This is a genomic window from Pseudomonas sp. JS3066, from assembly GCF_036328175.1.
Lineage (GTDB): Bacteria > Pseudomonadota > Gammaproteobacteria > Pseudomonadales > Pseudomonadaceae > Metapseudomonas.
Map to the genome: position 1 here is coordinate 802,047 of NZ_CP143312.1, position 24,862 is coordinate 826,908.

The 24,862-nt window shown below is 62.5% G+C and carries 25 protein-coding genes and 4 tRNA genes; 17 read left to right on the plus strand and 12 right to left on the minus strand.

Annotated elements, in window-relative coordinates; genetic code table 11:
- Nucleotides 1-13 precede the first annotated feature (13 nt).
- From SA496_RS03885 to SA496_RS03895, 3 genes are all read left to right on the plus strand, one after another.
- Complete coding sequence (locus tag SA496_RS03885) at nt 14-745, plus strand: AzlC family ABC transporter permease (RefSeq protein WP_120652669.1); 732 nt, start codon at nt 14-16, stop codon at nt 743-745.
- Entirely contained in the window at nt 727-1,056 is a 330-nt protein-coding gene (locus tag SA496_RS03890) for an AzlD domain-containing protein (RefSeq protein WP_153918884.1), read from the plus strand. Before SA496_RS03885 ends, SA496_RS03890 begins: the two co-directional genes overlap by 19 nt.
- 231 nt (nt 1,057-1,287) lie before the next feature.
- Nucleotides 1,288-3,162, plus strand: coding sequence for an MFS transporter (locus SA496_RS03895; RefSeq protein ID WP_330115066.1), 1,875 nt, complete (start codon nt 1,288-1,290; stop codon nt 3,160-3,162).
- Between the two features lie 42 nt (nt 3,163-3,204).
- On the opposite strand, the gene sugE is transcribed toward SA496_RS03895, so the two are convergent.
- From sugE to rdgC, 3 genes are all read right to left on the minus strand, one after another.
- On the minus strand, nt 3,205-3,519 hold the full coding sequence (gene sugE / locus SA496_RS03900; RefSeq protein ID WP_120652666.1) for a quaternary ammonium compound efflux SMR transporter SugE: 315 nt from the start codon (nt 3,517-3,519) through the stop codon (nt 3,205-3,207).
- 141 nt (nt 3,520-3,660) lie between these two features.
- Nucleotides 3,661-4,605 carry a bile acid:sodium symporter family protein gene (locus SA496_RS03905; protein WP_120652665.1) on the minus strand — a complete coding sequence of 315 codons (945 nt, stop codon included), beginning with the start codon at nt 4,603-4,605 and terminating at the stop codon, nt 3,661-3,663.
- Nucleotides 4,606-4,661: 56 nt separating this feature from the next.
- Nucleotides 4,662-5,582 (minus strand): recombination-associated protein RdgC, encoded by a 921-nt coding sequence (gene rdgC, locus SA496_RS03910; RefSeq protein WP_120652664.1) that lies wholly within the window; start codon nt 5,580-5,582, stop codon nt 4,662-4,664.
- Nucleotides 5,583-5,741: 159 nt separating this feature from the next.
- Between rdgC and SA496_RS03915 the strand changes: the two genes are divergently transcribed.
- The 6 genes from SA496_RS03915 to SA496_RS03940 all read left to right on the plus strand — a co-directional run bounded on the left by SA496_RS03915 (nt 5,742) and on the right by SA496_RS03940 (nt 7,882).
- Nucleotides 5,742-5,817 (plus strand) — tRNA-Val (locus SA496_RS03915).
- A 15-nt stretch (nt 5,818-5,832) separates the two neighbouring features.
- A tRNA-Asp gene (locus SA496_RS03920) sits at nt 5,833-5,909 on the plus strand.
- 74 nt (nt 5,910-5,983) lie between these two features.
- A tRNA-Val gene (locus tag SA496_RS03925) sits at nt 5,984-6,059 on the plus strand.
- Between the two features lie 15 nt (nt 6,060-6,074).
- Nucleotides 6,075-6,151, plus strand: a tRNA-Asp gene (locus tag SA496_RS03930).
- A gap of 213 nt (nt 6,152-6,364) precedes the next feature.
- Entirely contained in the window at nt 6,365-7,075 is a 711-nt protein-coding gene (locus tag SA496_RS03935) for an FKBP-type peptidyl-prolyl cis-trans isomerase (protein WP_120652663.1), read from the plus strand.
- A gap of 372 nt (nt 7,076-7,447) precedes the next feature.
- Nucleotides 7,448-7,882, plus strand: coding sequence for a YkvA family protein (locus SA496_RS03940; protein WP_120652662.1), 435 nt, complete (start codon nt 7,448-7,450; stop codon nt 7,880-7,882).
- Here SA496_RS03940 and SA496_RS03945 read toward each other — a convergent pair.
- Nucleotides 7,870-8,529, minus strand: a complete 660-nt coding sequence (locus SA496_RS03945; RefSeq protein ID WP_256672943.1) for a substrate-binding periplasmic protein — start codon at nt 8,527-8,529, stop codon at nt 7,870-7,872. The two genes, SA496_RS03940 and SA496_RS03945, sit on opposite strands and share 13 nt — an antisense overlap.
- 223 nt (nt 8,530-8,752) lie before the next feature.
- Between SA496_RS03945 and SA496_RS03950 the strand changes: the two genes are divergently transcribed.
- From SA496_RS03950 to SA496_RS03960, 3 genes are read left to right on the plus strand one after another with little or no spacing between them, the layout of a single operon-like run.
- On the plus strand, nt 8,753-9,067 hold the full coding sequence (locus tag SA496_RS03950) for a helix-turn-helix domain-containing protein (protein WP_153918872.1): 315 nt from the start codon (nt 8,753-8,755) through the stop codon (nt 9,065-9,067).
- Nucleotides 9,064-9,429 (plus strand): hypothetical protein, encoded by a 366-nt coding sequence (locus SA496_RS03955; protein WP_153918869.1) that lies wholly within the window; start codon nt 9,064-9,066, stop codon nt 9,427-9,429. Before SA496_RS03950 ends, SA496_RS03955 begins: the two co-directional genes overlap by 4 nt.
- Nucleotides 9,429-9,896, plus strand: coding sequence for a tetratricopeptide repeat protein (locus tag SA496_RS03960; protein WP_120652658.1), 468 nt, complete (start codon nt 9,429-9,431; stop codon nt 9,894-9,896). Before SA496_RS03955 ends, SA496_RS03960 begins: the two co-directional genes overlap by 1 nt.
- Before the next feature lies 1 nt (nt 9,897).
- Here SA496_RS03960 and SA496_RS03965 read toward each other — a convergent pair whose 3' ends face one another.
- On the minus strand, nt 9,898-11,670 hold the full coding sequence (locus tag SA496_RS03965; RefSeq protein WP_120652657.1) for a bifunctional diguanylate cyclase/phosphodiesterase: 1,773 nt from the start codon (nt 11,668-11,670) through the stop codon (nt 9,898-9,900).
- 83 nt (nt 11,671-11,753) lie between these two features.
- Nucleotides 11,754-13,835 (minus strand): carboxy terminal-processing peptidase, encoded by a 2,082-nt coding sequence (locus SA496_RS03970; RefSeq protein ID WP_153918867.1) that lies wholly within the window; start codon nt 13,833-13,835, stop codon nt 11,754-11,756.
- A gap of 126 nt (nt 13,836-13,961) precedes the next feature.
- Between SA496_RS03970 and SA496_RS03975 the strand changes: the two genes are divergently transcribed.
- From SA496_RS03975 to SA496_RS03990, 4 genes are all read left to right on the plus strand, one after another.
- Nucleotides 13,962-14,927 carry an NAD(P)H-quinone oxidoreductase gene (locus SA496_RS03975; RefSeq protein WP_120652656.1) on the plus strand — a complete coding sequence of 322 codons (966 nt, stop codon included), beginning with the start codon at nt 13,962-13,964 and terminating at the stop codon, nt 14,925-14,927.
- 156 nt (nt 14,928-15,083) lie between these two features.
- On the plus strand, nt 15,084-15,647 hold the full coding sequence (gene ahpC / locus SA496_RS03980) for an alkyl hydroperoxide reductase subunit C (protein WP_069082528.1): 564 nt from the start codon (nt 15,084-15,086) through the stop codon (nt 15,645-15,647).
- A gap of 256 nt (nt 15,648-15,903) precedes the next feature.
- Nucleotides 15,904-17,460 (plus strand): alkyl hydroperoxide reductase subunit F, encoded by a 1,557-nt coding sequence (gene ahpF, locus SA496_RS03985; RefSeq protein ID WP_330115067.1) that lies wholly within the window; start codon nt 15,904-15,906, stop codon nt 17,458-17,460.
- 120 nt (nt 17,461-17,580) lie between these two features.
- The gene (locus tag SA496_RS03990) at nt 17,581-18,120 is read left to right on the plus strand and encodes a hypothetical protein (protein WP_330115068.1); all 540 of its coding nucleotides are present in this window, start codon (nt 17,581-17,583) and stop codon (nt 18,118-18,120) included.
- A gap of 73 nt (nt 18,121-18,193) precedes the next feature.
- Here the strand turns inward: SA496_RS03990 and modA are convergent, their stop codons facing one another.
- Complete coding sequence (modA, locus tag SA496_RS03995) at nt 18,194-18,946, minus strand: molybdate ABC transporter substrate-binding protein (protein WP_330115069.1); 753 nt, start codon at nt 18,944-18,946, stop codon at nt 18,194-18,196.
- A gap of 254 nt (nt 18,947-19,200) precedes the next feature.
- On the opposite strand from modA, the gene SA496_RS04000 reads away from it, so the two are divergent.
- Nucleotides 19,201-20,532, plus strand: coding sequence for an OprD family porin (locus SA496_RS04000; protein WP_120652652.1), 1,332 nt, complete (start codon nt 19,201-19,203; stop codon nt 20,530-20,532).
- Nucleotides 20,533-20,764: 232 nt separating this feature from the next.
- Here SA496_RS04000 and SA496_RS04005 read toward each other — a convergent pair whose 3' ends face one another.
- From SA496_RS04005 to SA496_RS04025, 5 genes are read right to left on the minus strand one after another with little or no spacing between them, the layout of a single operon-like run.
- On the minus strand, nt 20,765-21,418 hold the full coding sequence (locus tag SA496_RS04005) for an HAD family hydrolase (protein WP_120652651.1): 654 nt from the start codon (nt 21,416-21,418) through the stop codon (nt 20,765-20,767).
- Nucleotides 21,418-22,407, minus strand: coding sequence for an ABC transporter ATP-binding protein (locus SA496_RS04010; RefSeq protein ID WP_153921318.1), 990 nt, complete (start codon nt 22,405-22,407; stop codon nt 21,418-21,420). The genes SA496_RS04005 and SA496_RS04010 overlap by 1 nt, the downstream gene beginning before the upstream one ends.
- Nucleotides 22,404-23,201, minus strand: coding sequence for an ABC transporter permease (locus SA496_RS04015; protein ID WP_120652649.1), 798 nt, complete (start codon nt 23,199-23,201; stop codon nt 22,404-22,406). Before SA496_RS04015 ends, SA496_RS04010 begins: the two co-directional genes overlap by 4 nt.
- Nucleotides 23,188-24,030 (minus strand): ABC transporter permease, encoded by an 843-nt coding sequence (locus tag SA496_RS04020; protein ID WP_120652648.1) that lies wholly within the window; start codon nt 24,028-24,030, stop codon nt 23,188-23,190. The genes SA496_RS04015 and SA496_RS04020 overlap by 14 nt, the downstream gene beginning before the upstream one ends.
- A complete protein-coding gene (locus SA496_RS04025) occupies nt 24,027-24,833 on the minus strand; it encodes an alkaline phosphatase family protein (protein ID WP_153921316.1) in 807 nt (268 codons plus the stop codon). The genes SA496_RS04020 and SA496_RS04025 overlap by 4 nt, the downstream gene beginning before the upstream one ends.
- Nucleotides 24,834-24,862: the final 29 nt, after the last annotated feature.

Here is a 24,862-nt window from a genome sequence, read left to right on the forward strand (position 1 = left end):
ACAAGGAGGCCACATGTCCCGTATCACTGAGTTCATCCACGGCGCCCGCGACATCGTTCCGATGATCGTTGGCGCGATTCCGTTCGGCATCATTTTCGGCACCCTGGCCGCGGGCGCCGGCTTGTCCGCCTGGCAGACCATCGGCATGTCGCTGCTGGTGTTCGCCGGCTCGTCCCAGTTCATCGCCATCACCCTGCTCAGCGGGGGCGCCGGGATGGCCGTGGTGCTGCTGACCACCTTCGTGGTCAACCTGCGCCACGCCCTGTACAGCGCAACCCTGCAGCCGTACGTGCGCCACCTGCCGACGCGCTGGCGCATGCCTCTGGCGTTCTGGTTGACGGACGAGGCCTTCGCGGTGGTCCAGCATCGTTATGCCGAGAAGGACGACTCGCCGCACAAACACTGGTACTTCTTCGGCGGGGCCCTGGCCATGTACCTGAACTGGCAGCTCTGCACCCTGGTGGGCGTGCTGTTTGGCCAGGCGGTGCCCAACCTGGCGGCATGGGGCCTCGATTTCGCCATGCTCGCCACATTCATCGGCATCGTCGTGCCCATGCTGCGCAACAAGCCGCAGGTGGCTGCCGCGCTCGTGGCCGGCGCCGTGGCGCTGATCTGTCATGGCCTGCCCTACAAGCTGGGCCTGATGGCGGCTGCCTTGAGCGGCATCGTCGTCGGGGTGGTGCTGGAACGTCGTTATCGCCTCGACCTGCTGGGGGAGGGTATCTCATGCAAACCTGGAGCCTGATCTTCGGCATGGCGGTCATCACCTTCGCCATCCGCTACAGCCTGTTCGCCTGGCCGAACCTCAGTTTCCCGCCGGTGGTGCGCCAGGGCCTGCACTACGTGCCGACCGCTGTGCTCACCGCCATCGTCGTGCCGGGAATGCTGATGCCCGACGGCCAGCACTTTCACCTGGCGCTGGACAACGCCTACCTGCTGGCCGGGCTTGGTGCAATCCTGATTGCTGCCCTGAGCCGCCACCTGCTGGCGACCATCCTTGGTGGGCTGGTGCTGTTCTTCCTGCTGCGCTGGGTGCTGGGGCAACTGCCGATGTAGGGGCGATCTTAATCGCCAAGCGGACAGCAGGTTCGCCCTTTGACTTTGCAGGGGGCAGCCTCGCCGCCCTTGGCGAATGAATTCGCCCCTACACAGACGGTCTTTTGCGAATTCGCACAAACAACCTTCTGGCCAATGTGGCTTTCCGCCATAGTCCTGCAGTCCAATCAGCGACGTGCGAATTCATGCGCACGGGGCCGTATCCCTGCTAATGACCAGGTACCAAGGAAGATGAGCCAACACTCGCAATTTGCCCTGCTGGGCACACGGCGATTCCTGCCGTTCTTCGTGACTCAGTTGCTCGGCGCGTTCAACGACAACATCTTCAAGCAGTCGCTGATTCTCGCCATCCTCTACAAACTCGCCATTTCCGGCGACAAGAGTGTTTTCACCAACCTCTGCGCGCTGCTGTTCATCCTGCCGTTCTTCCTGTTTTCCGCACTGGGCGGACAGTTCGGCGAGAAGTTCGCCAAGGACGCGCTGATCCGCGCCATCAAGCTGGCCGAGGTCGCCATCATGGCGGTGGGGGCCCTGGGCTTCTTCTTCGACAGTCTGCCGCTGCTGTTCCTGGCGCTATTCGCCATGGGCACCCACTCGGCGCTGTTCGGCCCGGTGAAGTACTCGATCCTGCCGCAGGTGCTGCGTGAGGACGAACTGGTAGGGGGCAACGCCCTGGTGGAGATGGGCACCTTCCTGGCCATTCTCGCGGGCACCATTAGTGCCGGCCTCATGATGTCCGTCGAGCGCTACGAGCCGATCGTGGCCTGCGCCATCGTGCTCACTGCCAGTCTCGGCTACCTGGCCAGTCGCGGCATTCCGCGCGCAGCGGCAGCGCTGCCGGGGCTCGCGCTCGACTGGAACATCTTCCGCCAGTCCTGGCAGATCATGCGCCTGGGGCTTGGTCAGCGCCCTTCGGTATCGCGCTCTCTGGTGGGTAACTCCTGGTTCTGGTTCCTCGGGGCCGTCTACCTGACGCAGATCCCGGCCTATTCCAAGGAGCTGCTGCACGGCGACGAAAGCGTGGTGACACTGATCCTCACGGTGTTCTCGGTGGGGATTGCATTGGGCTCGATGCTTTGCGAGCGCCTCTCGGGCGGCAAGGTGGAAATCGGCCTGGTGCCCTTCGGTTCCATTGGCCTGACCCTGTTCGGCCTGTTGCTCTGGTGGCATTCCGGTGAGTTCCCGCAAGGTGCGACGCCGCACGACTGGCTGGCGCTGCTCAGTCATGGCCAGTCCTGGCTGATCCTTGCCGACATCCTCGGCATCGGGCTGTTCGGCGGTTTCTACATCGTGCCGCTCTACGCGCTGATCCAGTCGCGCACGGCGGAGAACGAGCGCGCGCGGGTGATCGCCGCGAACAACATTCTCAACGCGCTGTTCATGGTGGTCTCGGCCATCGCCTCGATCCTTTTCCTCAGCGTCGCCGGGCTGTCGATCCCCGAACTGTTCCTGGTGGTGTCGCTGATGAACATCGCGGTGAACAGCTACATCTTCAAGATCGTCCCCGAGTTCACGATGCGCTTCCTGGTCTGGCTGCTTGGCCATTCCATGTATCGCGTAGAACACAAAGGCCTTGAGGCGATTCCCGAGGAAGGGCCGGCGGTGCTGGTGTGCAACCACGTGTCCTTCGTCGATGCGTTGCTGATTGGCGGCGCGGTGCGGCGCCCGGTGCGCTTCGTCATGTACTACAAGATCTACCAGCTTCCGGTGCTGAACTTCATCTTCCGCACCGCCGGTACCGTGCCGATCGCGGCGCGCCACGAGGATCTGCTGGTCTACGATGCGGCCTTCAAGAAGATCGCCGAGTATCTGCGCAATGGTGAGGTGGTATGCATCTTCCCCGAGGGCAAGCTGACCGGCGACGGCGAACTGAACGAGTTCAAGAACGGCATCGAACGTATCCTCGAGGAGAACCCGGTGCCGGTAATCCCGATGGCGCTGCAGGGGCTTTGGGGCAGCTTCTTCAGCCGTGATCCGTCCAAAGGACTCTTCAAGCGCTTCTGGTCACGCATACGCCTGGTGGCGGGGGCTCCGGTATCGCCTGAGTTGGCCGACAGGCAGAGCCTGCAGTTGCAGGTGGCCGAACTGCGAGGCGATGCCCGCTGAATGAAAAAGCCCGCCGAATGGCGGGCTTTTCCGTTGTAGGGGTCAGTGGCTGAGCTTGAGGCCGATCAGGCCGCCGATGATCAACGCGACGCTGAGCAGGCGTACCAGCGCCATGGATTCGCCGAACAGGATGACGCCGGCGATGACAGTGCCGACCGCGCCGACCCCCGTCCAGATAGCGTAGGCAGTGCCCAGCGGCAACTCTTTCATGGCCAGGCCAAGCAGGCCCAGGCTGATGAGCATGGCGATGACGGTGAGGGCCGTGGGTAGTGGCTTGCTGAAGCCGTCGGTGTACTTCAGGCCGACGGCCCAACCCACCTCGAACAGGCCTGCGAAGAAGAGAATGATCCAGGACATGGTGACCTCCAGTTGGACGACAGATTGAAATGGGGCCGTCCCCGTCGATCACTCGCAGAGTGGTAAGGTCGTCCTTACGTTGCGCAGTATTTTGCACATCCTGGCCGGTTGGACAAGTCCGACCGGCCAGGTGGGATGGGGTTACTCGCGTTCCTTCCGGGGCTCATCCATGCGCCGGAACACCGCAGCCAGCAGCGATCCTGAGAGGTTGTGCCAGACGCTGAACAGCGCGCTGGGCACTGCGGCCAGCGGCGAGAAATGCGCGGTCGCAAGGGCCGCGCCGAGTCCCGAGTTCTGCATTCCGACTTCGATGGAGAGCGTCTTGCGCTGGGCCAGCGGCAGGCCACAGAGGCGGCCCGCCAAGTACCCCAGGGCCAGACCGAGCCCATTGTGCAGGACCACTACGGCCATGATCAGCAGGCCGGATTCGGCGATCTTCGCCTGGCTGGCGGCTACGATCGAGGCGACGAGCGCGACGATGCACACCACCGATACCAGCGGCAGCACGTCGACCGCCAGGCGGACGCGTTCTCCCAGCAGCCGTTGGGCGACCAGTCCGAGCGCAATGGGCAGGACCACCACCTGCAGGATGGACGTGAACAGGGCGCCGAACTGGACCGGCAGCCACTCCGTGGCCAGCAGCCAGATCAGCGCCGGCGTTACCAGCGGGGCGAGTAGCGTAGTCGCAGCGGTAATGGCTACCGACAGGGCGACATCGCCACGGGCGAACCAGGTGATCACGTTAGAGGCGGTGCCGCCTGGGCAGCAGCCCACCAGGATGACGCCGACGGCGATCTCTGCCGGTAGTTGCATCAGCTTGCAAAGCAGCCACGCCAGTCCCGGCATGATGATGAACTGCGCCAGTACGCCGATCAGCACCCGCAACGGGCGTCGCAACACCTCGCGGAAGTCTTCGGTCTTGAGCGTCAGCCCCATGCCGAACATGATCAGGCCGAGCAGCGGGACCAGCCAGTGGATGACCGGCAGGAACCAGGCGGGCTGGTAGAAGGCCAGTACCGCGAACAGCAGGATCCAGAAGGCAAAGGTGTTGCCGACGAAGCGACTGAAAGTGACGAGGGCGTGCATGGCGCCTCCTTCTCTCCGTTGTGAAAGCGCCGGCTCGGGACCGGCGCTCGGAGGGGTCAGACGCCCTGCGGAATCTCTTCGCCGCCCAGGGCTTCGAAGAGCTGCGGGATGAACTCCACCAGAGTCAGCATCATCAAGGTGAAGCTGGCGTCGAGTTGGCTCAGGGAGTCATCACCACCATCCTGCTCGGCCTTCTCTTGCAGCAGATCCTCGAAGCGCAGGCGCTTGATCACCAGCTTGTCGTCGAGGATGAAGGACAGCTTGTCTTGCCAGGCCAGGGAAAGCTGGGTGACCAACTTGCCGGAAGTCAGGTGCAGCTGGATTTCGTCGCTGGTCAAGTCCTGGCGCTTGCAGCGCACCACGCCGCCGTCTTCGTCGGTGTCGCGCAGTTCGCACTCGTCCAGCACGTAGAAGTCGCTGGCCGCTTCCTGGGTCTGGACCCACTGGGTGAGGGTAGCGGTGGGGGCGATCTTCACTGAAGCCGGACGCACCGGCAGCGAACCGATCGCTTCACGCAGGGTGGAAAGCAGGTCTTCGGCGCGCTTCGGGCTGGACGCATCGACCAGGATCAGGCCCTGGGCCGGCGCGATAGCTGCGAATGTAGCGGACTTGCGGATGAAGGCGCGCGGCAGGAAAGTCTGGACGATCTCGTCCTTCAGCTGGTCGCGTTCCTTCTTGTAGACCTTGCGCATCTGCTCGGTCTCGATCTGGTCGACCTTTTCTTTCAGGGCGTCACGCACCACGCTGCCGGGGAGGATGCGTTCTTCCTTGCGCGCGGCAACCAGGAAGAAGCCTTCGCTAACGTGCACCAGTGGTGCATCCGCGCCCTTGCCGAACGGCGCCACGAAACCGTAGGTGGTCAGCTCCTGGCTGGCACATGGCCGTGCGGGCTTGGTCGCCAGCGCGGCTTCCAGCGCCTCGGCATCAATATTCAGATCCTGGGTGAGGCGATACACAAGCAGGTTGCGAAACCACATAAGGGGAAAACCTCCGGACACAAAGCGCGCATTATTCTCATCGGGAGGCGTCGGGCTCAACCCTGAGCTAAGCCTTTGGAAGGCCTGATAATTTTTTTTCAAAAGGGACTTGCCAGAGGCGGGATACCTCTCTAGAATGCGCCCCACTTCGAGAGTGAAGGGTGATTAGCTCAGCCGGGAGAGCATCTGCCTTACAAGCAGAGGGTCGGCGGTTCGATCCCGTCATCACCCACCAATCTCGCAGTTACGCGCAGCGGTAGTTCAGTCGGTTAGAATACCGGCCTGTCACGCCGGGGGTCGCGGGTTCGAGTCCCGTCCGCTGCGCCATATTCGAAAGCCCTCAGGTAGTAATGCCTGAGGGTTTTTCATTTAGTGTGTGACCCTTCATTGGGCGCATATTGGGGTGATTAGCTCAGCCGGGAGAGCATCTGCCTTACAAGCAGAGGGTCGGCGGTTCGATCCCGTCATCACCCACCAGTTTCAAGGTTACGCGCAGCGGTAGTTCAGTCGGTTAGAATACCGGCCTGTCACGCCGGGGGTCGCGGGTTCGAGTCCCGTCCGCTGCGCCATACAAAAGCCCTCAGGTAGCAATGCCTGGGGGCTTTTTCTTTGCCTGTCGAAAATCCCCGGCAACACTGCAGTCAATGCTTACGTGATGCCGCGCAAGCTGCTGAACTTATTGCAGACTCTCCGTTCTTATTGCCCATAGCCACCTCTCGCGGCGGCCTGCTAAGCTCGCCGCTCCATCGTATTGCCATCATGGCGACAGACAAGGATTCAGCATGAAACAACATCGGTTGGCGGCCGCTGTGGCCCTGGTGGGCCTGGTTCTCGCGGGCTGCGATTCGCAGACCAGCGTTGAACTCAAGACTCCGGCCCAGAAAGCCTCCTACGGTATTGGCCTGAACATGGGCAAGAGCCTCGCCCAGGAAGGTATGGACGACCTCGATCCCAAGGCTGTCGCCCAGGGCATCGAAGATGCCATCGGCAAGAAAGAGCAGCGCCTGAAGGACGAAGAGCTGGTTGAAGCCTTCGCCTTCCTGCAGAAGCGTGCCGAAGAGCGCATGACCGCGCTGAATGCCGAGAACGCAAAAGCCGGCAAGAAATTCCTCGAAGACAACGGCAAGCGCGAAGGTGTTGTGACCACCGCTTCCGGCCTGCAGTACGAGATCGTCAAGAAGGCCGAGGGTGCCCAGCCCAAGGCGACTGACGTGGTGACCGTTCACTACGAAGGCAAGCTGACTGACGGTACCGTCTTCGACAGCTCCGTCCAGCGTGGCAGCCCCATCGACCTGCCGGTCAATGGCGTGATCCCGGGTTGGGTCGAAGGTCTGCAACTGATGCACGTGGGTGAGAAGGTCAAACTCTTCATCCCCAGCGAGCTGGCCTATGGCGAGCAGAGCCCGAGCCCGGCCATTCCGGCCAACTCGGTTCTGGTGTTCGACCTGGAACTGCTCGGCATCAAGGATCCGGCGGCCGCCGACAAGCAATAAGCGGCAGTTGCCTTCGCGTGAACGCCCCGTCTCGACGGGGCGTTTTCGTTTCCAGCGCCAGTCTCATCTGAGCCTGAAGTCGACTTTTCAGTCACATCGGGAGTAGAGCGTCGAAAAGGTGTTACGGTTATGCACATGACCGGGTAACCACGATTGTGCTCGGTGCGACTTGCAGTCGCATTGCAGACCGTCTGGTCAAATGATTGATTTTCCTGGCCTTTTGGTAGTGGGCAAAATTTGCCCGATCTGTCGCGGAGCCGCATGACATGGGCCTTTTCCCTGTAATGTGGAAAACTGTTAACAAGGTTATCCACAGATTTCGTGGATAACCGCGCCAAGCCCTCTAGGCCAGGCTTCTGCCGAGGAGTAGCCGTGAAAGCACCCTGGAATTTCCAGCGTTACCTGACCCTGGCGCAGCGTTTCCTCGCCGGTGGGCGATTGCCGTCACTGCTGCTGGCGGTATCGCGCAAGAGCTCGAGTCAGAGCGGCCGGCTTGGTGCGGTGAAGGATGACCTGCGACTGTTACTGTCCCTCGCCAATGCCTGGCTGCGCGGTGAGTACCGGCAGATCAACCCCAAGGCGTTTCTCGCCGTGGTGGGAGCCTTGATTTACTTCGTCACGCCGCTCGATGCGCTGCCGGATTGGCTGGTAGGCATGGGCTTTGTCGACGATCTGGCGGTGCTGGCGTGGGTCCTGAAAACCTGGGGTGGCGAACTGGATGCCTTCCGTGCGTGGCGCGATGGACAGACGCCGGCTGTACGAGCAGCCCTGGAACAGTTGCCGGCGCCGGATTCTCAGCGATCCTGAAGTCCCGCGCGCTGTTGCTCGCCCTGTAGCAATGATTCGATTTCACCACTGTCCCTCAGGCGTTGCAGGGCGGCGTCCAGTTGTTCGGCCGGTATCGGCAGCTGACGGCCATAGGCGCAGTGCAGCCGGTAGCGTTCCACTACCCAGGGACTGAATACCAGCGGGGCGTCGGGTCGCACGGCCAGTTCATAGGCAAGGGCGCGGCGCATATCGATGATGGCGTCCAGTCGCTTGTGGCTTAGCAAGTTCAGGCGGGTGTCGAGATCGCGCACGTCCTTGCGTTCCACGTCGTTGTTCGCGAAGGCTTCCATCAGCGGCATGCTGTAGGCGAAGCCCAGGCTGGTACCCAGTACCTTGCCCTTGAGGTCGGCAAGGCTGGCGATGCGCGGGCTATCACGATGCTGAAGGAGGGCGTCTTCCTCTTCGAACAGCGATGGCGACCAGTGATACGCAGCTGCGTCCACCATCCATTCCGGATTCGAATTGCAGATCAGGTGGATGCGCCCGTTCTTCAGGGATTCCTCGATGCGCTTGTTCGGCGTTTCGATGAAGCTGACTTTTATGGACAGGTCTTTGGCGATGCGTTCGCCCAGATGACGGATGAAACCGCCGAGCAGGGCATGGTCGCTTACCTGTGCGTAGGGCATGCCATCGGCCGGGCCAAAACCCCAGCGCAACTCCTCGCCCAGTGATAGTCCGGGCCAGAGGCTGACAAGTATCCAGAGAACTATAAGAAAATGCCGCGTCACGAGCCTTCCCCCGCCAGGTGGACGCAGTATAGTTCACCCTCTGCGGGCCCTCGGCCTGATAATATGGCCGCCTGCATGGAGGTGCTGAAGCAGTCGGCACTGCGTTCCACGGGGAGCTTCAATGAGTGTGCAAGTGATCATGCGTGACGGCCAGGCGGAGTACGCGGTACTGCCCTGGTCCGAATACCAGGCGCTGCTGCGCGCCGCCGGCCAGGCCACTACGGAGTCGGCCACCGAACAAGCCAAGGTTGCGCTCGGACAACTGAAGTCGCTGCGCGAAGCGCAAGGCCAGAGTCTGGAGCAATTGGCCCGCACCGTGGGGATCAGCCCTCACTACCTCGGGCTGATCGAAAGCGGCGAACGCGAGCCCGACGAAGCCATTAAGCGTAGTCTGGCGCGTGTCCTCGGCGTATCCGGCTGGGAGTCCGGATCTTGAGTCTGCGAATCAGCCGCCAGCACTGGCAAGCCTTGTTGGATGAACTGGAAGATGCTCGCCGCCAGCGTCACCTGCTGACCTACCGCGCGTTGATCGAGCGCCTGCAATTGCCGTCCCCGGCGATGCAGACTCTCACCGCGGCCCTCGAACACCTGGCCGCCCTCGATGCACGCGCCGAGCGCCCGTTGCGTAGCTCCCTGGTGATCAGCCAGGGCGCCAGCCGCCTGCCGCGTACCGGCTTCTTCGAGTGTGTGGAACGCCTTGGCCGCTTCGCCGGTCCACCGGATGGCACCGCTGCCGCGTCCTGGCATGCGGCTGAAGTGGCACGGGTGTTCGAGTTCACCTACCCCGAGGAGCAGTGATGCTCTGGAAGCTGCGGGCTCGGCTCGGCTACCTGGTGGCACGCCGGCTCATGCGCTTCCCCAAGCTGGTGGCCCATCCGCGTGCCTGGCAGTGGATGCAAGGCCAGTTCGCGCGCATGGCTGCTTTGGGCGATGTTCCTGCACAGAGCTTTTACGGCCATCTCCTGCTGCACCGGGGACATGGCTTCGGCGCGCGGGAAGAGGGTATTCGCCTGCTCCGTCTGGCAGCTCAGGCCGGAGATGGCAAGTCCGCCTATCAGCTCGGTGTGCTGAGTCTGGCCGGCGATGCCCGCCAGGCTCCGGATGCCGCGGAAGCTGCACGCTGGTGGAAGCTGGCGGCCGATGCCGGTCATCCACTGGCGGCGCGAAAGCTGGTCGACCTTTACCGCGACGGCGGCCCGGGCCTGGAGCCCGATGGCGATTCGGCCAGGCGCGCTGAGCAGCGCGCAGGTGAGCTCGGTCTCTGACTCATTGGGGGATTGACTCCGCCCCTGATGAAACCGCTTCGATGATGTGCAAGCTGTAGCCTGGCATTGTCTTGGCGTGGCGTTTGGCCTCCGAGGCGAGCCCCGCCAGTTGCGAGGCATCAAGCCGCACGCAGTCTTCGGCCTTGAGTGTTACTACACCGATGGACAGCGACAGCAGCGGATACTCCTCGCGCTGGCCGTGGCGATTGTGGGCAACGAAGCAGCCCGCCTCCAAATGATCGTTGCGGTAGAAGCGCCGACACTGACCCTGGAAGTCTTCCAGCAGATGGTTGAGCCGCATGCGCCAATCGTCCGATCCCAGTACCAGCATGAAATCGTCACCGCCGATATGACCGACGAAGTCCCGTGCCGGGTCCACGCGCTCGCTCAGGCACTGGGCCAGGCACAGCAGCACCTCGTCGCCCTTGGCGTAGCCATAGAGGTCGTTGAAGGGCTTGAAGCTGTCGATGTCTACGTAGCAAACCACCGCCTGACGGCGTTGTTGCAGCAGGCGTGTCAGGCATTGCTGGATGGGCACGTTGCCCGGTAGCAGGGTCAGTGGATTGGCATGGCGGGCTTGCTGGATCTTCAGTTCGGTAATCAGCTTGAGCACGTCGATCACCCGTCCGAGGCCCCGGTAGCGACCGTCGAGAATGATGATGAAGTCCTCTTCGATACGTTGCCGCGCACGGCTGGTGATAAGGCGGCTGACCTGTTGCAGCGACTGCCCCATCTCCACGGCGAGGAAGTCTGCGCTCATCAGTCGATTCACCGATTTCCGGGTGAACAGGTCAGTAGCGAAAGGACGCAGCAGGGCTTCGGAGAGCAGATGACGATGCACGATGCCAACCGGGCGCTGATGGGCGTCCAGCACAGCCAGCGAGTTGAGGTTGGCCTGGGCCCGGAACGTTTCCAGCACCTCGTGGATGGGCGTGTCCTCATGTACCGCCAGCTGTTCGTTGAGTAGTGCGCAGAGGTCGCGGTTCTCCTCGTTCATGCTGCTGAGCGATTCCATTGTCGGCAACAACGCGCGGGCGTCTCGCGAGGGACGTTCCTGGGGGCGTCCAAGCAGGTAGCCCTGGACCAGGTCGACCCCCATTTCCGCAAGCACCGCGAGCTCTTCCGGCAGTTCGATACCTTCGGCGATGACCTGGGCCCGCGAGGCTTTTGCCATCTTCAGGATAGACTCGACGAACTCTCGCTTCACCGCGTCCTGGTGGATACCGTCGATGAAGTGGCGGTCGATCTTCACATAGTCCGGGCGCAGTTCGGACCAGAGGCGGAGGCTGGAATAGCCTGCACCCAGATCGTCGAGGGCGATGGAGAAGCCCATGGCGCGGTAATGGTGCAGGGCGGTATCGAGCAGGTTGAAGTCTTCGGTCGGAGTTTGCTCCGTCAGTTCGATCACCACCTGGCTCGGAGGGATACCGAAGGCTTGCAGCATCTTCAAGGTGCGGCCTGGCTGGTGCGCCGGGTCCAGCAGGGACTCCGGAGACACGTTGAGGAACAGCAGGCCATCGAGCTTGAGGTCCTTGAAGCGGTGGCACGCAGTCTTGCGGCAGGCCATTTCAAGTTCGCTCAGACGTCCGGCGTGGCGCGCCACCGCGAACAGGGTCATGGGGGAGTGCAAAGGGCTGTTGGAGGGGCCGCGGGTCAGCGCCTCGTAGCCGAGGATGCGTCGCTCCGACAGCGACAGAATCGGCTGAAACAGGCTGTGCAAGTCGCCGTGAGCGAGGATCAGGCCCAGTGCGCTCAACTGCTCGGTGACGGTCATGCTGTTACTCGTGAAAAAGAAAGGGGCCGCAATTGCGGCCCCCGGATTTCACGACAGTTGTGTGACGGCGTTATGACATCATTTCAATGTTTCGCCACAGCTGCGTTCAGACCCAGATAGTCCAGCAGGATCTGCCCGGTTTCAGTCAGGTAGGCGTCGTCTTCCGGCTTGGTCTTTTCCTCTTCTACCGGTGCGGCGTCTTCGTCTTCCGGCTTGAGTTCCTTCAAGAGTTCCTCGCCCTTGGCCTTGCGACGGGTGTTTTCCATCGCCAACTGCTTGGCTTCAATGTCGGACTGCTGGGCGCGACGCTTGGTCTCATTGAGGCTGACCTCAGTCTCCTTCAGCAGTTTCTGGGCCAGCGCCAGGCGCTCACGGCTGTAGACGAAGTCCGGATCCTGCGCGGTGCGCGCATCGTGGCGAGACTTCAGCTCAGCCAGGAACGGCTTGAACGGGTCCAGTTCAGGCTTGATGGCCGGACGGATGCTGTCCCAGGGCATGGCCTCTGGCAGGGCGCTTTCACCGATCTGCTTGGTATCCACAACCGAGGGGTACTCGATGTCCGGCAGCACGCCCTGGTGCTGGGTGCTCTGGCCGGAGACGCGGTAGAACTTGGCCAGGGTCAGCTTCAGCTCGCCGTGGTTCAACGGCTGGATGGTCTGCACGGTGCCTTTTCCGAAGGTCTGGCCACCGATGATCAACGCGCGGTGATAGTCCTGCATGGCGCCGGCGAAAATCTCCGAAGCCGACGCGGACAGGCGGTTGACCAGTACGGCCATCGGGCCGGTGTAGTAGGCGCCGGTGTTCTCGTCGGCCAGCACGTCGACGCGGCCGTCGCTATTTCGCACCAATACGGTCGGGCCCTGGTCGATGAACAGGCCGGTCAGCTCGGTGGCTTCCTGCAAGGAGCCGCCGCCGTTGTTGCGCAGGTCGATGACCACGCCGTCGACTTTTTCCTTCTGCAATTCGCCGAGGAGTTTCTTCACGTCGCGGGTGGTGCTCTTGTACTCGGGGTCGCCAGCGCGGAACGCCTTGAAGTCCAGGTAGAAGGCCGGTACCTCGATCACGCCGAGCTTGAACTTGCTGCCTTCATGCTCGAGGTTGAGTACGGATTTCTTCGCAGCCTGTTCTTCGAGCTTCACCGCTTCGCGGGTGATGGCGACGATCTTGCTGGTCTGGTCGTTTGGCGCGTTGCTGGCCGGGATCACTTCCAGGCGAACCACAGAGCCTTTCGGGCCACGGATCAGCTTGACCACTTCGTCCAGGCGCCAGCCGATCACGTCGACCATTTCGCCATTGCCCTGCGCGACGCCGACGATCTTGTCCGCCGGTGCTACCTGCTTGCTCTTCTCGGCCGGACCCGCCGGGACCAGGCGCACCACCTTCACGTACTCGTTGTCGCTTTGCAGCACGGCGCCGATGCCCTCGAGGGACAGGCTCATGTTGATGTCGAAGTTCTCCGCGTTGTCCGGGGAGAGGTACTGGGTGTGCGGGTCGTATGTCTGGGCAAAGGCATTGATGTAGGCCTGGAACACATCCTCGCCACGGGTCTGCTCGAGGCGGGAGAGCTGGTTCTTGTAGCGTTTGACCAGCAACTCCTGGATGGCCTTGGGTTCCTTCTTGGCGATCTTCAGGCGCAGCACTTCATCTTTCACGCGCTTGCGCCAGAGGTCGTCGAGGGCGGCGCGGTCCTTGGCCCAGGGCGCCTTCTCGCGATCGATCTCCAGGCTTTCGTCGACATTGAAGTCGATCTTGTCGACGCCCTTGTCCAGCAGCGCCAGGGCGAAGTCCAGGCGCTCCTTGAGTCGGTCCAGATGACGTTTGTAGATGATGAAGCCCGGCTCCAGGTCGCCGCTTTTCAGCAGGTCGTCGAAACGCGTGCGCCATTTGTCGAACTCGGCGATATCGCCGGCGGTGAAATACATCCGTGCCGGGTCGAGCAGCTTGAGGTAGCCCTCGTAGATCTTCACCGAGCGCTCGTCGTTGAGCGGCGGCTTGTTGTAGTGATGACGCTTGAGCAGCTCCACTACATTGAGGCTGGCGATCACCTGTTCACGGTCGGGCTGAATGGAGTCCCAACTGTTCGGGGCGGTAGGGGCGGCATGCAACGGCAGGACGCTGACGCTGAGGGCCAAGGCAAGGGCAGAACTGATCAGGGAGCGCTTCATGCTGATTCGACGTCGGGACAGGTGATAACGCATATTAGGCCGTATTTGAGGGCGCCGGGTTCCATTGGCGCAACGCGAAGGCCCAGCAGGTCGCCGGGCCAGGTCCAAGCTCACTATGGAGGCACCGTGAAGGCATTGCAAGGCGTCGAAGGGCGCGTGGAGTGGGGGGAGCGGGCCAGCCCGGCCTGTGATGTGGGGCAAGTGCGGATTCGTGTGGCCGCCGCCGGTCTGAACCGAGCCGACCTGTTACAACGTGCGGGACTATATCCGCCGCCGCCAGGGGCCAGCGATATCCTGGGGCTGGAAGCCTCCGGGGTGATCGCCGAAGTGGGCCCGGGCAGTGGTGCCTGGCAGGTAGGTGACCGTGTCTGCTGCCTGCTCGCCGGGGGGGGCATGGCCGAGGAAGTCGTGGTGGATGCGCGCCATGTGCTGCCGGCGCCAGAGGGGCTATCCCTGGCCGAAGCCGCCGCGTTGCCCGAAGTCTATGCGACCGCCTGGCTCAACCTGTTCCAGCTGGCCGCTCTCAGGCCGGGCGAAAAGGTGCTGCTGCATGCTGGCGCAAGCGGCGTCGGCTCCGCCTCCATCCAGCTGTGCAAGGCTTTCGGCAATCCCTGCTGGGTCAGTGTGGGGTCGGCCGAGCGCCTGGCCTATTGCGAATCCCTTGGGGCCCAGGGCGGTGCGCTGCGTGGCGAAGCTCTGGAAAGCCTGCGTGACTTCGCGCCCTTCGACGTGATCCTCGATCCGGTGGGGGGCAACTATGCCAGTCTCAACCTCGCCCTGGCTGCCACCGATGGCCGCTGGGTGAACATCGGCCTGATGGGCGGACGCAAGGCCGAGCTCGACATGGCTCTGCTGCTGGGTAAGCGCGTGCAACTGATCGGGTCCACCCTGCGCAGCCGCGACGAGCAGTTCAAGGCCGATCTCATCAGCGAATTGCGCCAGCACGTATGGCCGCTGTTCGAGGAGGGCCGCCTGCAACCGAGATTGGAACGAGCCTTCCCTGCCAAGGACGCCGAGGCGGCTTTCGAAGCCCTGGCGAGCAACCAAGTGGAAGGAAAGCTAGTGCTTGTGCTGGACGAAAGCCTGGTTTGACGTCCCTTTCCTCGACGCTCAAGCCCCCGTGGTCCGGGGCGTCGAGGAGTTGCATTGAGGTAATCAATCGTTCTGATGGGGTCATTCAATATGCTCTTTTTGGAATAACCCAATAGTCTTTGTCGGGTAAATTTCTAACCCAACGAGGACGTTGCGATGTCTCTGATCAACACCGAAGTCAAACCGTTCAAAGCCACCGCCTACCACCACGGCAAGTTCGTCGAACTGACCGAAGCCAACCTGAAGGGCAAGTGGTCCGTATTCTTCTTCTACCCGGCCGACTTCACCTTCGTCTGCCCGACCGAGCTGGGCGACCTGGCTGACAACTACGCCGAGTTCCAGAAGCTGGGCGTGGAAATCTACGGCGTGTCCACCGACACCCACTTCACCCACAAGGCCTGGCACGACACTTCCGACACCATCGGCAAGATCCAGTACCCGCTTGTTGGCGACCCCACCTGGGTTCTGTCCAAGAACTTCGAAGTACTGATCGAAGAAGCAGGCCTGGCTGACCGTGGCACCTTCGTGATCGACCCGGAAGGCAAGATTCAGATCGTTGAAGTCAACGCTGGCGGTATCGGCCGTGACGCCCAGGAGCTGCTGCGCAAGGTCAAGGCTGCCCAGTACGTTGCCGCTCACCCGGGCGAAGTCTGCCCGGCCAAGTGGAAAGAAGGCGAAGCCACTCTGGCTCCTTCCCTCGACCTCGTAGGCAAGATCTAAGAATGGGCGGAACGCTGCTGCGCTAGGCATTGCTGCGTTGAAATCAGGCTCGGGCTGCTCATTTACAGCTCGTAAACTCCGCGCCCTCGCCTGATTTCGCCTTGCACTGCCGTCGCTCGCGACGTGTTCCATCCCATTTCGCTTCTTGCTTCGGCGGATGGCCTTGCCATCCGTCTGCATCACCCCTCATCCCGTTTCGGGCGGCTGGCGACGGCCGCCGAGGGGTGACTCATGCCCGCAATAAAGGAATTCGCACATGTTGGACGCCAATCTTAAAACCCAGTTGAAGGCCTACCTCGAAAAGGTCACCCAGCCGTTCGAGATCGTCGCGTCCCTCGATGACGGCGACAAATCCCGCGAATTGCTCGGGCTGCTGCAAGACATCGTCGGCCTGACCGACAAGATCACCCTGAAGACCGATGGTAGCGACGCCCGTCGTCCGTCGTTCTCCCTGAATCGCCCTGGCGCGGACATCTCCCTGCGCTTCGCCGGCATTCCCATGGGCCACGAGTTCACCTCGCTGGTGCTGGCCTTGCTGCAAGTGGGCGGTCACCCGTCCAAGCTCGGCACCGACGTGATCGAGCAGATCAAGTCGATCGAAGGTGAGTTCGCTTTCGAAACCTATTTCTCGCTGTCCTGCCAGAACTGCCCCGACGTGGTGCAGGCGCTGAACCTGATGGCCGTGCTCAACCCGAACATCCGCCACGTCGCCATCGACGGCGCACTGTTCCAGGATGAAGTCGAGCAGCGCCAGATCATGTCTGTGCCCAGCATCTACCTGAACGGCGAACTGTTCGGCCAGGGCCGCATGGGCGTGGAAGAAATCCTCGCCAAGATCGACACCGGCGCCGCCGCTCGCGATGCCGAGAAACTGAATGCCAAGGCGCCTTTCGACGTGCTGGTGATCGGCGGTGGCCCTGCTGGTGCTTCCGCAGCCATCTACGCGGCGCGCAAAGGCATCCGCACCGGCGTTGCCGCCGAGCGCTTCGGTGGCCAGGTGCTGGACACCATGGCCATCGAGAACTTCATCTCCGTTCAGGAGACCGAAGGCCCGAAACTGGCCCGCGCCCTGGAAGAGCACGTCAAGCAATACGACGTCGACATCATGAACTTGCAGCGCGCCAGTGCGCTGGTCCCGGCCAAGGCTGAGGGCGAGCTGCATGAAGTCAAGTTCGAGAGCGGTGCGTCGCTGAAGGCGAAAACCGTGATCCTCTCCACCGGCGCCCGCTGGCGCGAAATGAACGTGCCCGGCGAGCAGGAATACCGCGGCCGTGGCGTGGCCTACTGCCCGCACTGCGACGGCCCGTTGTTCAAGGGCAAGCGTGTGGCGGTGATCGGTGGAGGCAACTCCGGCGTGGAAGCTGCTATCGACCTGGCCGGCCTTGTTGCCCAGGTCACCTTGATCGAATTCGACGACAAGCTGCGTGCTGACGCCGTGCTGCAGAAGAAGCTGGCCAGCCTGCCCAACGTCAACGTCATCAAGAGCGCGCTGACCACTGAAGTGAAAGGCGACGGCCAGAAGGTCAATGGCCTGGTCTACAAGGACCGCACCACTGACGAGCTGCGCACCCTGGAACTGGAAGGCATCTTCGTGCAGATTGGCCTGCTGCCCAACAGCGAGTGGCTGAAGGGCGTTGTGGAGCTGTCCCCGCGCGGCGAGATCATCGTCGACGCCAAGGGGCAGACCAATATCCCCGGCGTGTTCGCTGCGGGCGATGTGACAACCGTTCCGTACAAGCAGATCGTGATCGCCGTGGGTGAGGGCGCCAAGGCGTCGCTGGGGGCCTTCGATCACCTGATCCGTACGACCTGATTTACTCAGCGTGGTGTGCTGATATGGCGGAGGCCCGAAAGGGTCCTCCGCTTTTTTTATGTCCGTGTGGCTTCCCTGTATCCTTCGCGCTTTCGTTCCTCAAGCGGCAGGGCTCTTCTCGTGAAACAGCAACTTATCGAATTGATCGCGGCAATCAGCTCCGGCTGCATGGCCGAGGATGAGATCGAACGCGTCGCCTCTGAGGCGTCCCAGGCTTACGCCGATGCGGACGCCTTCCTCGCCGCCAACCCCGATATCAACTACGACGACAGCTTCCCCATCCCCCTCGGCGAGTGGGTGGTGGTGGGCAGCCTACCGGATACCGTGCTGTTCCAGGCAGACAGCTACGACCAGTTGTTCCAGCAGGTGGTGGATTCGTTCGGTCCGAGCGTGAATTTCGTGCTCAAGCCCAAGCAACTGGTGAAGGTCGAGCCACTCAAGGCCCTCAACCGCATCCAGGTTCAAATGGGCAGTCTCTACCCGGAAAAGGGTGGCTACGTGCTGGTGGATTTCAGCGAGCCGCTGGATGACGAACTGCAGTGCGTACTGGTCTACAAGAACGATCTGGAGAAGGTCATGCAACTGGCCGTGGACGTCGGTATTTACGCCGCCCCGGCGTACGAGGCCCTCAAGGCCGCGATGGAGGAGGGCGACGACTGAGTCGTCGCCGACAGGCGCCCCTTTCGCTCCAGGAGAGGGGCCGGGGGTGAGGGAGCGTCACCCCGTGCCGTCGTTACAGCTGATAGCCGTAAGACTTGATCACTTCCGCAGCCTTTGGCCCCTTCAGGTAGTCCACCAGTGCCTTGGCGGCCGGATTGGCTTCGCCCTTCTTCAGGATCAGTGCGTCCTGCTTGATCGGCTCATGCATGTCGGCCGGCACGATCCAGGCGGAGCCGCTGGTGATCTTGCCGTCCTTGTACACCTGGGACAGGGCGACGAAGCCCAGCTCGGCATTCCCGCTGGAAACGAACTGCAGGGCCTGGGTGATGTTCTGGCCTTCCACCAGCTTGGGTTTGACTTCAGAGGCCAGGCCCAGCTTGTCCAGCACCTGGGTGGCCGCCAGGCCGTAAGGTGCAGTCTTCGGATTGGCGATGGACAGGTGTTTGTACTGGCCGCTCTTCAGCACATCGCCCTTGGCGTCCACATAGCCGTCCTGCGCCGACCAAAGCACCAGGGTGCCGATGGCGTACGTGAAGCGTGAGCCAGGCACCGAATCGCCTTCTTTTTCCAGCTTGGCCGGAGTGGTGTCGTCGGCCGAAAGAAAGACCTCGAAGGGGGCGCCATTCTTGATCTGGGTAAAGAGCTGGCCGGTGGCACCGGAGGCGGCGACCAGTTTGTGGCCGGTATCTTTCTCGAAGTCCTTGGCAATGGCCTGGATCGGCGCGGTGAAGTTGGCGGCGACAGCCACCTGGACTTCCGCGGCCGACGCGCTGCCCAAGGCGAAAGCTACGAGCGCGGCGGCGGCGCGGGAAAGGTGATGACTCATGAGACGACTCCTTGGTGAAGTGCTGAGGTTCTTGTTTTAGCGTTATGTATATATCTATATAGCGATTGCGACGCATTGTTGGGATTGGTTGACTTCAAAGTCAAGTTTCTGTTTGATCTGCACCGCCCGCCAATCTGCTTCGGTGACCTTTTGATCAGGTCGATGATGTTCGCCTAGCGCTATATACAAAATAATACAGCGATGTGCGATTGGTTTCGGGAGGACTTCAAGACCCAATGCATCGGAGTACAGCAATGAAACGCTCTCATTTCGCCCTGGCCGTCGCCCTCGGCGTGCTGGCCCAGCAGGCCGCCGCTGGCGGTTTCATCGAAGACAGCAAGGCCAGCCTGACCCTGCGCAACTTCTACATCAACTCGGACAACCGCCAGTTCGCCGACGCGCCGTCCAAGCAGGAAGAGTGGGGCCAGGGCTTCCTCTTCAACTACGCCTCCGGCTACACCGAAGGCACCGTCGGGGTTGGCGTCGATGCCCTCGGCCTGTTGGGCGTGAAGCTGGATTCCGGCAAGGGCCGCCACTACAACCCGACCAGCGCCAGCTACGGCGGCACCGTGTTCCCGACCGACAACGACGGCCGCGCCAAGGACGATTTCGGCAGCCTCGGCGTGACCGGCAAGGTGCGCATTTCCAAGACCGAAGCGCGTATCGGCACCCTGCTGCCGAAGCTGCCGGTGGTGACCTACAACGACGGCCGCCTGCTGCCGCAGACCTTCGAGGGTGGCCAGGTGACCTCCAGCGAGATCGCCGGCCTGACCCTGGTCGGTGGCCAGCTGGAACACGCCAAGGGGCGTAACTCCAGCGACGCCCGTGGCCTGTCGATCGCCGGCGCGAACAACGCCCGCAGCGGCCAGTTCGTCAACAAGTTCTACTTCGCCGGGGGCGACTACAAGGTCAGCGACAACCTGCTCGCGCAGTACTACTACGGCAACCTGGAAGACTTCTATAACCAGCACTTCCTCGGCCTGACCCACAACTGGGCGCTGCCGGTGGGCGCGCTGAAGTCCGACCTGCGCTACTTCTACAGCGATTCCGACGGCAAGAACGCCAGCGTGGCCGGCCGCCGCGAAGGCTTCCGCAGCTCGGGCAACTGGGCGGCCAACGACCCGGACCGCTATGAAGTGGACAACCGCACCTGGAGCGCGCTGTTCACCTACACCCTCGGCGGCCACGCGGCCAGCCTGGGCTACCAGCAGGTCTCCGGCGACAGTGCCTTCCCCTTCCTCAACCAGGGGGATGGCGCCACCGCCTACCTGATCACCGACCGCCAGATCGGCAAGTTCCTCAGCGCCGGCGAGCGCACCTGGGTGGCCGAATACGGCTACGACTTCGCCAAGCTCGGCGTGCCGGGGCTGAAGGCGGTGGGCACCTACCTGAAGGGCAGCAACATCGAGACCCAGGGCAGCGACCAGGGCGAGTGGGAGCGCGACTTCCGCCTCGACTACGTGCTGCAGGACGGTCCGCTGAAGGGGCTCGGCGTGTCCTGGCGCAACGCCGCACTGCGCAGCGACGCAGCCCGCGACCAGGACGAGAACCGGCTGATCCTGAGCTACACCCTGACCTTGCTGTAAAGCGCCCTGGGGCCTGTGGGAGCGATTTCAATCGCGAATGAATTCGCTCCTACAGGGATGGTTCCCATGTCAGGCCTCAGCACGGACGACTCCCTCTCCCGTTTGCGGGAGAGGGTTGGGGGGAGGCAAATAAGGCCCGCCCGGAGCTTCGTTGTGTTGGGCCTTGCAGGCTCGGGCCAACCTACGGGGCTTCTGCGCGGTCCTTGGAAAATGAATTCGCCCCCACGCACGGTCAGCGCCAGTCCAGAATCGGCCAGCCGGCTTGCTCGGCGTGGGTGCGCAAAGCCGCGTCGGGGTTGACCGTATGAGGGTTGGCTACCAGCGAGAGCAGCGGCAGATCGTTGCGCGAATCGGAATAGAAGTAGGCGCCTTCCAGGTTTTCGCCCTGTTCTTCCAGCCAGGCATTGAGCCGGGTCACCTTGCCTTCACGGTAGGTGAGCACGCCGCGGGTGCGGCCGCTGTAGCAGTCGTGTTGTTCCTCCAGGTCGATGGCCAGGACTTCTTCCACGCCCAGGCGTTCGGCGATGGCGCTGACCAGAAAATGCGCCGAGGCGGAAATGATCAGGATGCGATCACCAGCGGCACGGTGCCGGGCCAGGCAGCGCATGGCATCAGAGTGGATCAGGGGCTCGACCACATCCTCGACGAAGGGACCGACCACGAACTCCACTTCCTCAGCGGTGCGGCCCACCAGGGGCGACAGGCTGAAGGCCATGTAGTCCTCCATGGCCAGTTTTCCCTCGGCATACAGCGCCATGAGTTCATGGTCCTTGCGGACGAAGGATTCCCCATCGACCCAACCCAGTTCGGCCATGTGGGCGCTCCACAGGCTGGCGCAGTCGCCGTCTATCAGGGTGTCGTCAAGGTCGAAGATTGCCAGGGCCATCAGGCCACCTCCCGGATTGCGTGATCGTCTATTCGAAGGCCGATGCGTTGGCCTTTGCGGTGCAGATCTTCGGCGGAGCGGTTGAGTACGTCCACCACCAGTTCCACGCCGCGTGCCTCGACGCGATATCGCACTACATTGCCCAGCAGGCTGTGGCTGCGCACTTCGGCCTCGATGCCGCCTTCACGGCTCAAGGCGATGGCCTCCGGACGAATGGCGATGCGGCTGTTGAACGTACGTTGCAGCAGGCGGCTGGCGGCATCGGCGTCGAGCAGGTTGTAGTTGCCGATGAAGCCGGCGGCGAAGGCGTCCACCGGCGCGGTGTAGAGGGTTTCCGCATCGCCGCTCTGGACGATGCGTCCAGCGTTCATCAGGAAGATGCGGTCCGACAGGGTCAGGGCTTCTTCCTGGTCGTGGGTGACGAAGATGGTGGTCAATCCCAGCTCCTGCTGGATGGCGCGGATCTGCTCGCGCAGGTGCTTGCGGATGCGCGCGTCCAGCGCCGACAGCGGCTCGTCCAGCAGCAGCAGTCGCGGGCGGGTAACCAGCGAGCGTGCCAGGGCCACGCGTTGGCACTGGCCGCCGGAGAGCTGGTGGGGGTAGCGCGTTGTGAAGTCCGACAGCTCAACCATGGCCAGCACTTCGTCGACTCGGTGCTTGCTGTCGGCGGCGCTGACTTTTTGCATGCGCAGGCCGAAGGCGACGTTCTGCTGTACGGTCATATTGGGAAACAGCGCGTAGCTCTGGAACACCATGCCGATGCCGCGCTTCTGGGGTGACACGGGCACCAGGTCCTGGCCGTCCAGCAGGATCTGCCCGCCATTCACTTCGGTCAGGCCGGCGATGCAGCGCAACAGAGTGGATTTGCCGCAGCCAGAGGGGCCGAGCAGGGTCACGAATTCGCCCTTGCCGATTTCGCAATGGATGTCGCTGAAGATGACGGTCTGGCCGTAGTTCTTGTGCAGGCCACGGATGGAAAGAAAACTCATGCGTTGTCCTTGTTCAGACGGTTGGCTGCCCAGGTGAACAGCAGCACGAAGAAGAAGTAGGAGATCACCAGGGCGCTGTTGAAGTGGCCACTGCTGTTGCGCATGTTGTTCAGGTAGACCTGGAGGGTCTCGTAGCGGGTTCCCACCAGCAGGTTGGCGAAGACGAACTCGCCGAAGAGGAAGGAGAACGACAGGAACAGCGAAACCATCAGGCCCTTGCGCAGATTGGGCAGCACCACCAGGAAGGCGGCCTTCCAGGTGCTGGCGCCGAGCAGTTGGGCTGCGTCCATCAGGTCGCGCAGGTTGATCGCCTGCAAGTTGTTGGTGATGGCGCGGTACATGAAGGGCAGGGCGATGGTGAAGAAACAGCCGATCAGGATCCAGGGCGTGCCGACCATGGCCAGTGGACCGGAACCATAGATCTGCAACAGCCCCACCGAGGACACCACCGGCGGAACCGCGAATGGCAGCAGGATGAGTATGTTCATCAGCCCGTCGAGCCGTGGGAAGTGGTAATGCACCACGAACAGCAGCGGCAGGATCAGCACCACCGACAGCGCCAGGGCTCCGAAGCACACCAGCAGCGACTGACCGAAGGCGGTGAGGAACCGGGCGTCGCTCCACAATGCCAGGTACCACTTGAGCGTCAGCCCGTCCGGCAGGATCGTCGCCGACCAGCTGGTGGAGAGCGAGTAGAGCAAGGTGCCGGCCAACGGTAGCAACAGAATCAGGAACAGTATCCAGACCACCGCACGATGGTAGAGGCCGCCGTTGCGGAGTTCAGCGCGCGACATGGTAGCTCCTCTTCAACAGCCACTGATGGACCACGGTGATCAGGGCCATCAGGCCCACCAGCACCATCGCCAGGGCGCTGGCCAGATTGGGGTTGAGCGCGATATCGCCAGCGACCATGGCCGCGATGCGGATGGTCAGCACGTTGAAGTTGCCAGTGGTCAGGGCATAGACGGTGGCGTAGGCGCCCAGGGCATTGGCCAGCAGGATGACGAAGGTGCCCAGCAGTGCGGGCGTCAGCACTGGCAGGCCGATGTGTCGCCAGAACTGCCAGGGGCTGGCGCCCAGCAGGGCGGCCGACTCGCGCCAGTCCTCGCGCAGGGCGTCGAAGGCTGGATAGAGCAGGAGCACGCCGAGGGGAATCTGGAAGTAGGTGTAGAGCACGATCAGGCCGGCCTTGGAATAGAGGTTGAAGTCCTCGATCACCCCTGACTGCTTGAGCAGGATAGTCAGCGCGCCGTTGAAGCCGAGCAGGATGATGAAGGCGAAGGCCAGTGGCACGCCGGCGAAGTTGCTGGTCATGTTGGAGAAGGCCATGACGAAGTCGCGCAGCTTCGAATCCACCTTGCGCAGCGAATAGCTGCCGATCACCGCGATTACGATGCCGAACAGGCTCGACCAGAACGCGATCTGCAGGCTGTGCTTGATGGCCTGCAGGTAGAACTTGGAGCTGAACACCTTGGCGTAGTTGGCCAGGCCCCAGCCTTCCGGTGTGTTCAGGCTGTGGATAGCAACCCAGGCCAGCGGCGCGATCTGAAACAGGATGAAGAACAGGGCGAAGGGCAGCAGGCAGAGCAGTGCCAGCCATTTGCCCCGGTTGGTTGAATTCACTTCAGCAGCTCCCGGCAGACCGGCTTGTCGTGGGATGCGCCCAGCAGCTCGCAAACGGTGCCGCACAGTTCGGTCTGTTTCGGCTGCGCCGTGGCGTCCAGGCTGAAGGCATCGCCCAGCACGAACAGCGGAACTTCGCGCTCTTCGGGGAGCAGGCCGTTGTGGGAGCGGTCGTTGTTCATGCCGTGGTCGGCGGTTACCAGCACCTGGTAGCCGGCGTCCAGCCAGCGTTGCAGGTACTCGGCCAGCAGGATGTCGGCGACCCGCGCGCTGTTGCGGTACTGCGGCGAGTCCAGGCCGTGCTTGTGGCCGGCGTCGTCGACATTCATCGGGTGCACCAGGAGGAAATCCGGGTTGTGGCGCTGGCGCAGGCTTTCCGCGTCGGCGAACAGGTGCGAATCCGGGTAATGATCCGCGTAATAGAAGTGGCCGTTCTGGATCGGCAGCTGCGGCGCTTCTGTGTGGCGGTCGCGGGCGGCATTGAAGGGCGAATTGTTGTACAGCTCGCTGACCCAGTGGTACGCGGCGGCGGCAGTGCTCAATCCGGCGGCGCTGGCGTAGTGAAAGATGCTGCGCTCCTTCGACAGACGCATGACATCGTTATGGACGATGCCGCTCTCGATCGGTGGTACGCCGGTAAGGATGCATTCGTAGAGCGGGCGGGACAGTGCCGGTAGCTCGCACTGGAGCTTGTAGAGCACCGCCTTGCCGGCGCCGCACCAGGCCTGAAGGTGACCCAGCGCATGCCGGGCCACCTCGTAGTTCAGGCCATCCAGCAGGACGAGGATGACTTTGTTCTTCATTCGACTTGCCTCTGGAGACAGGCGGGCGC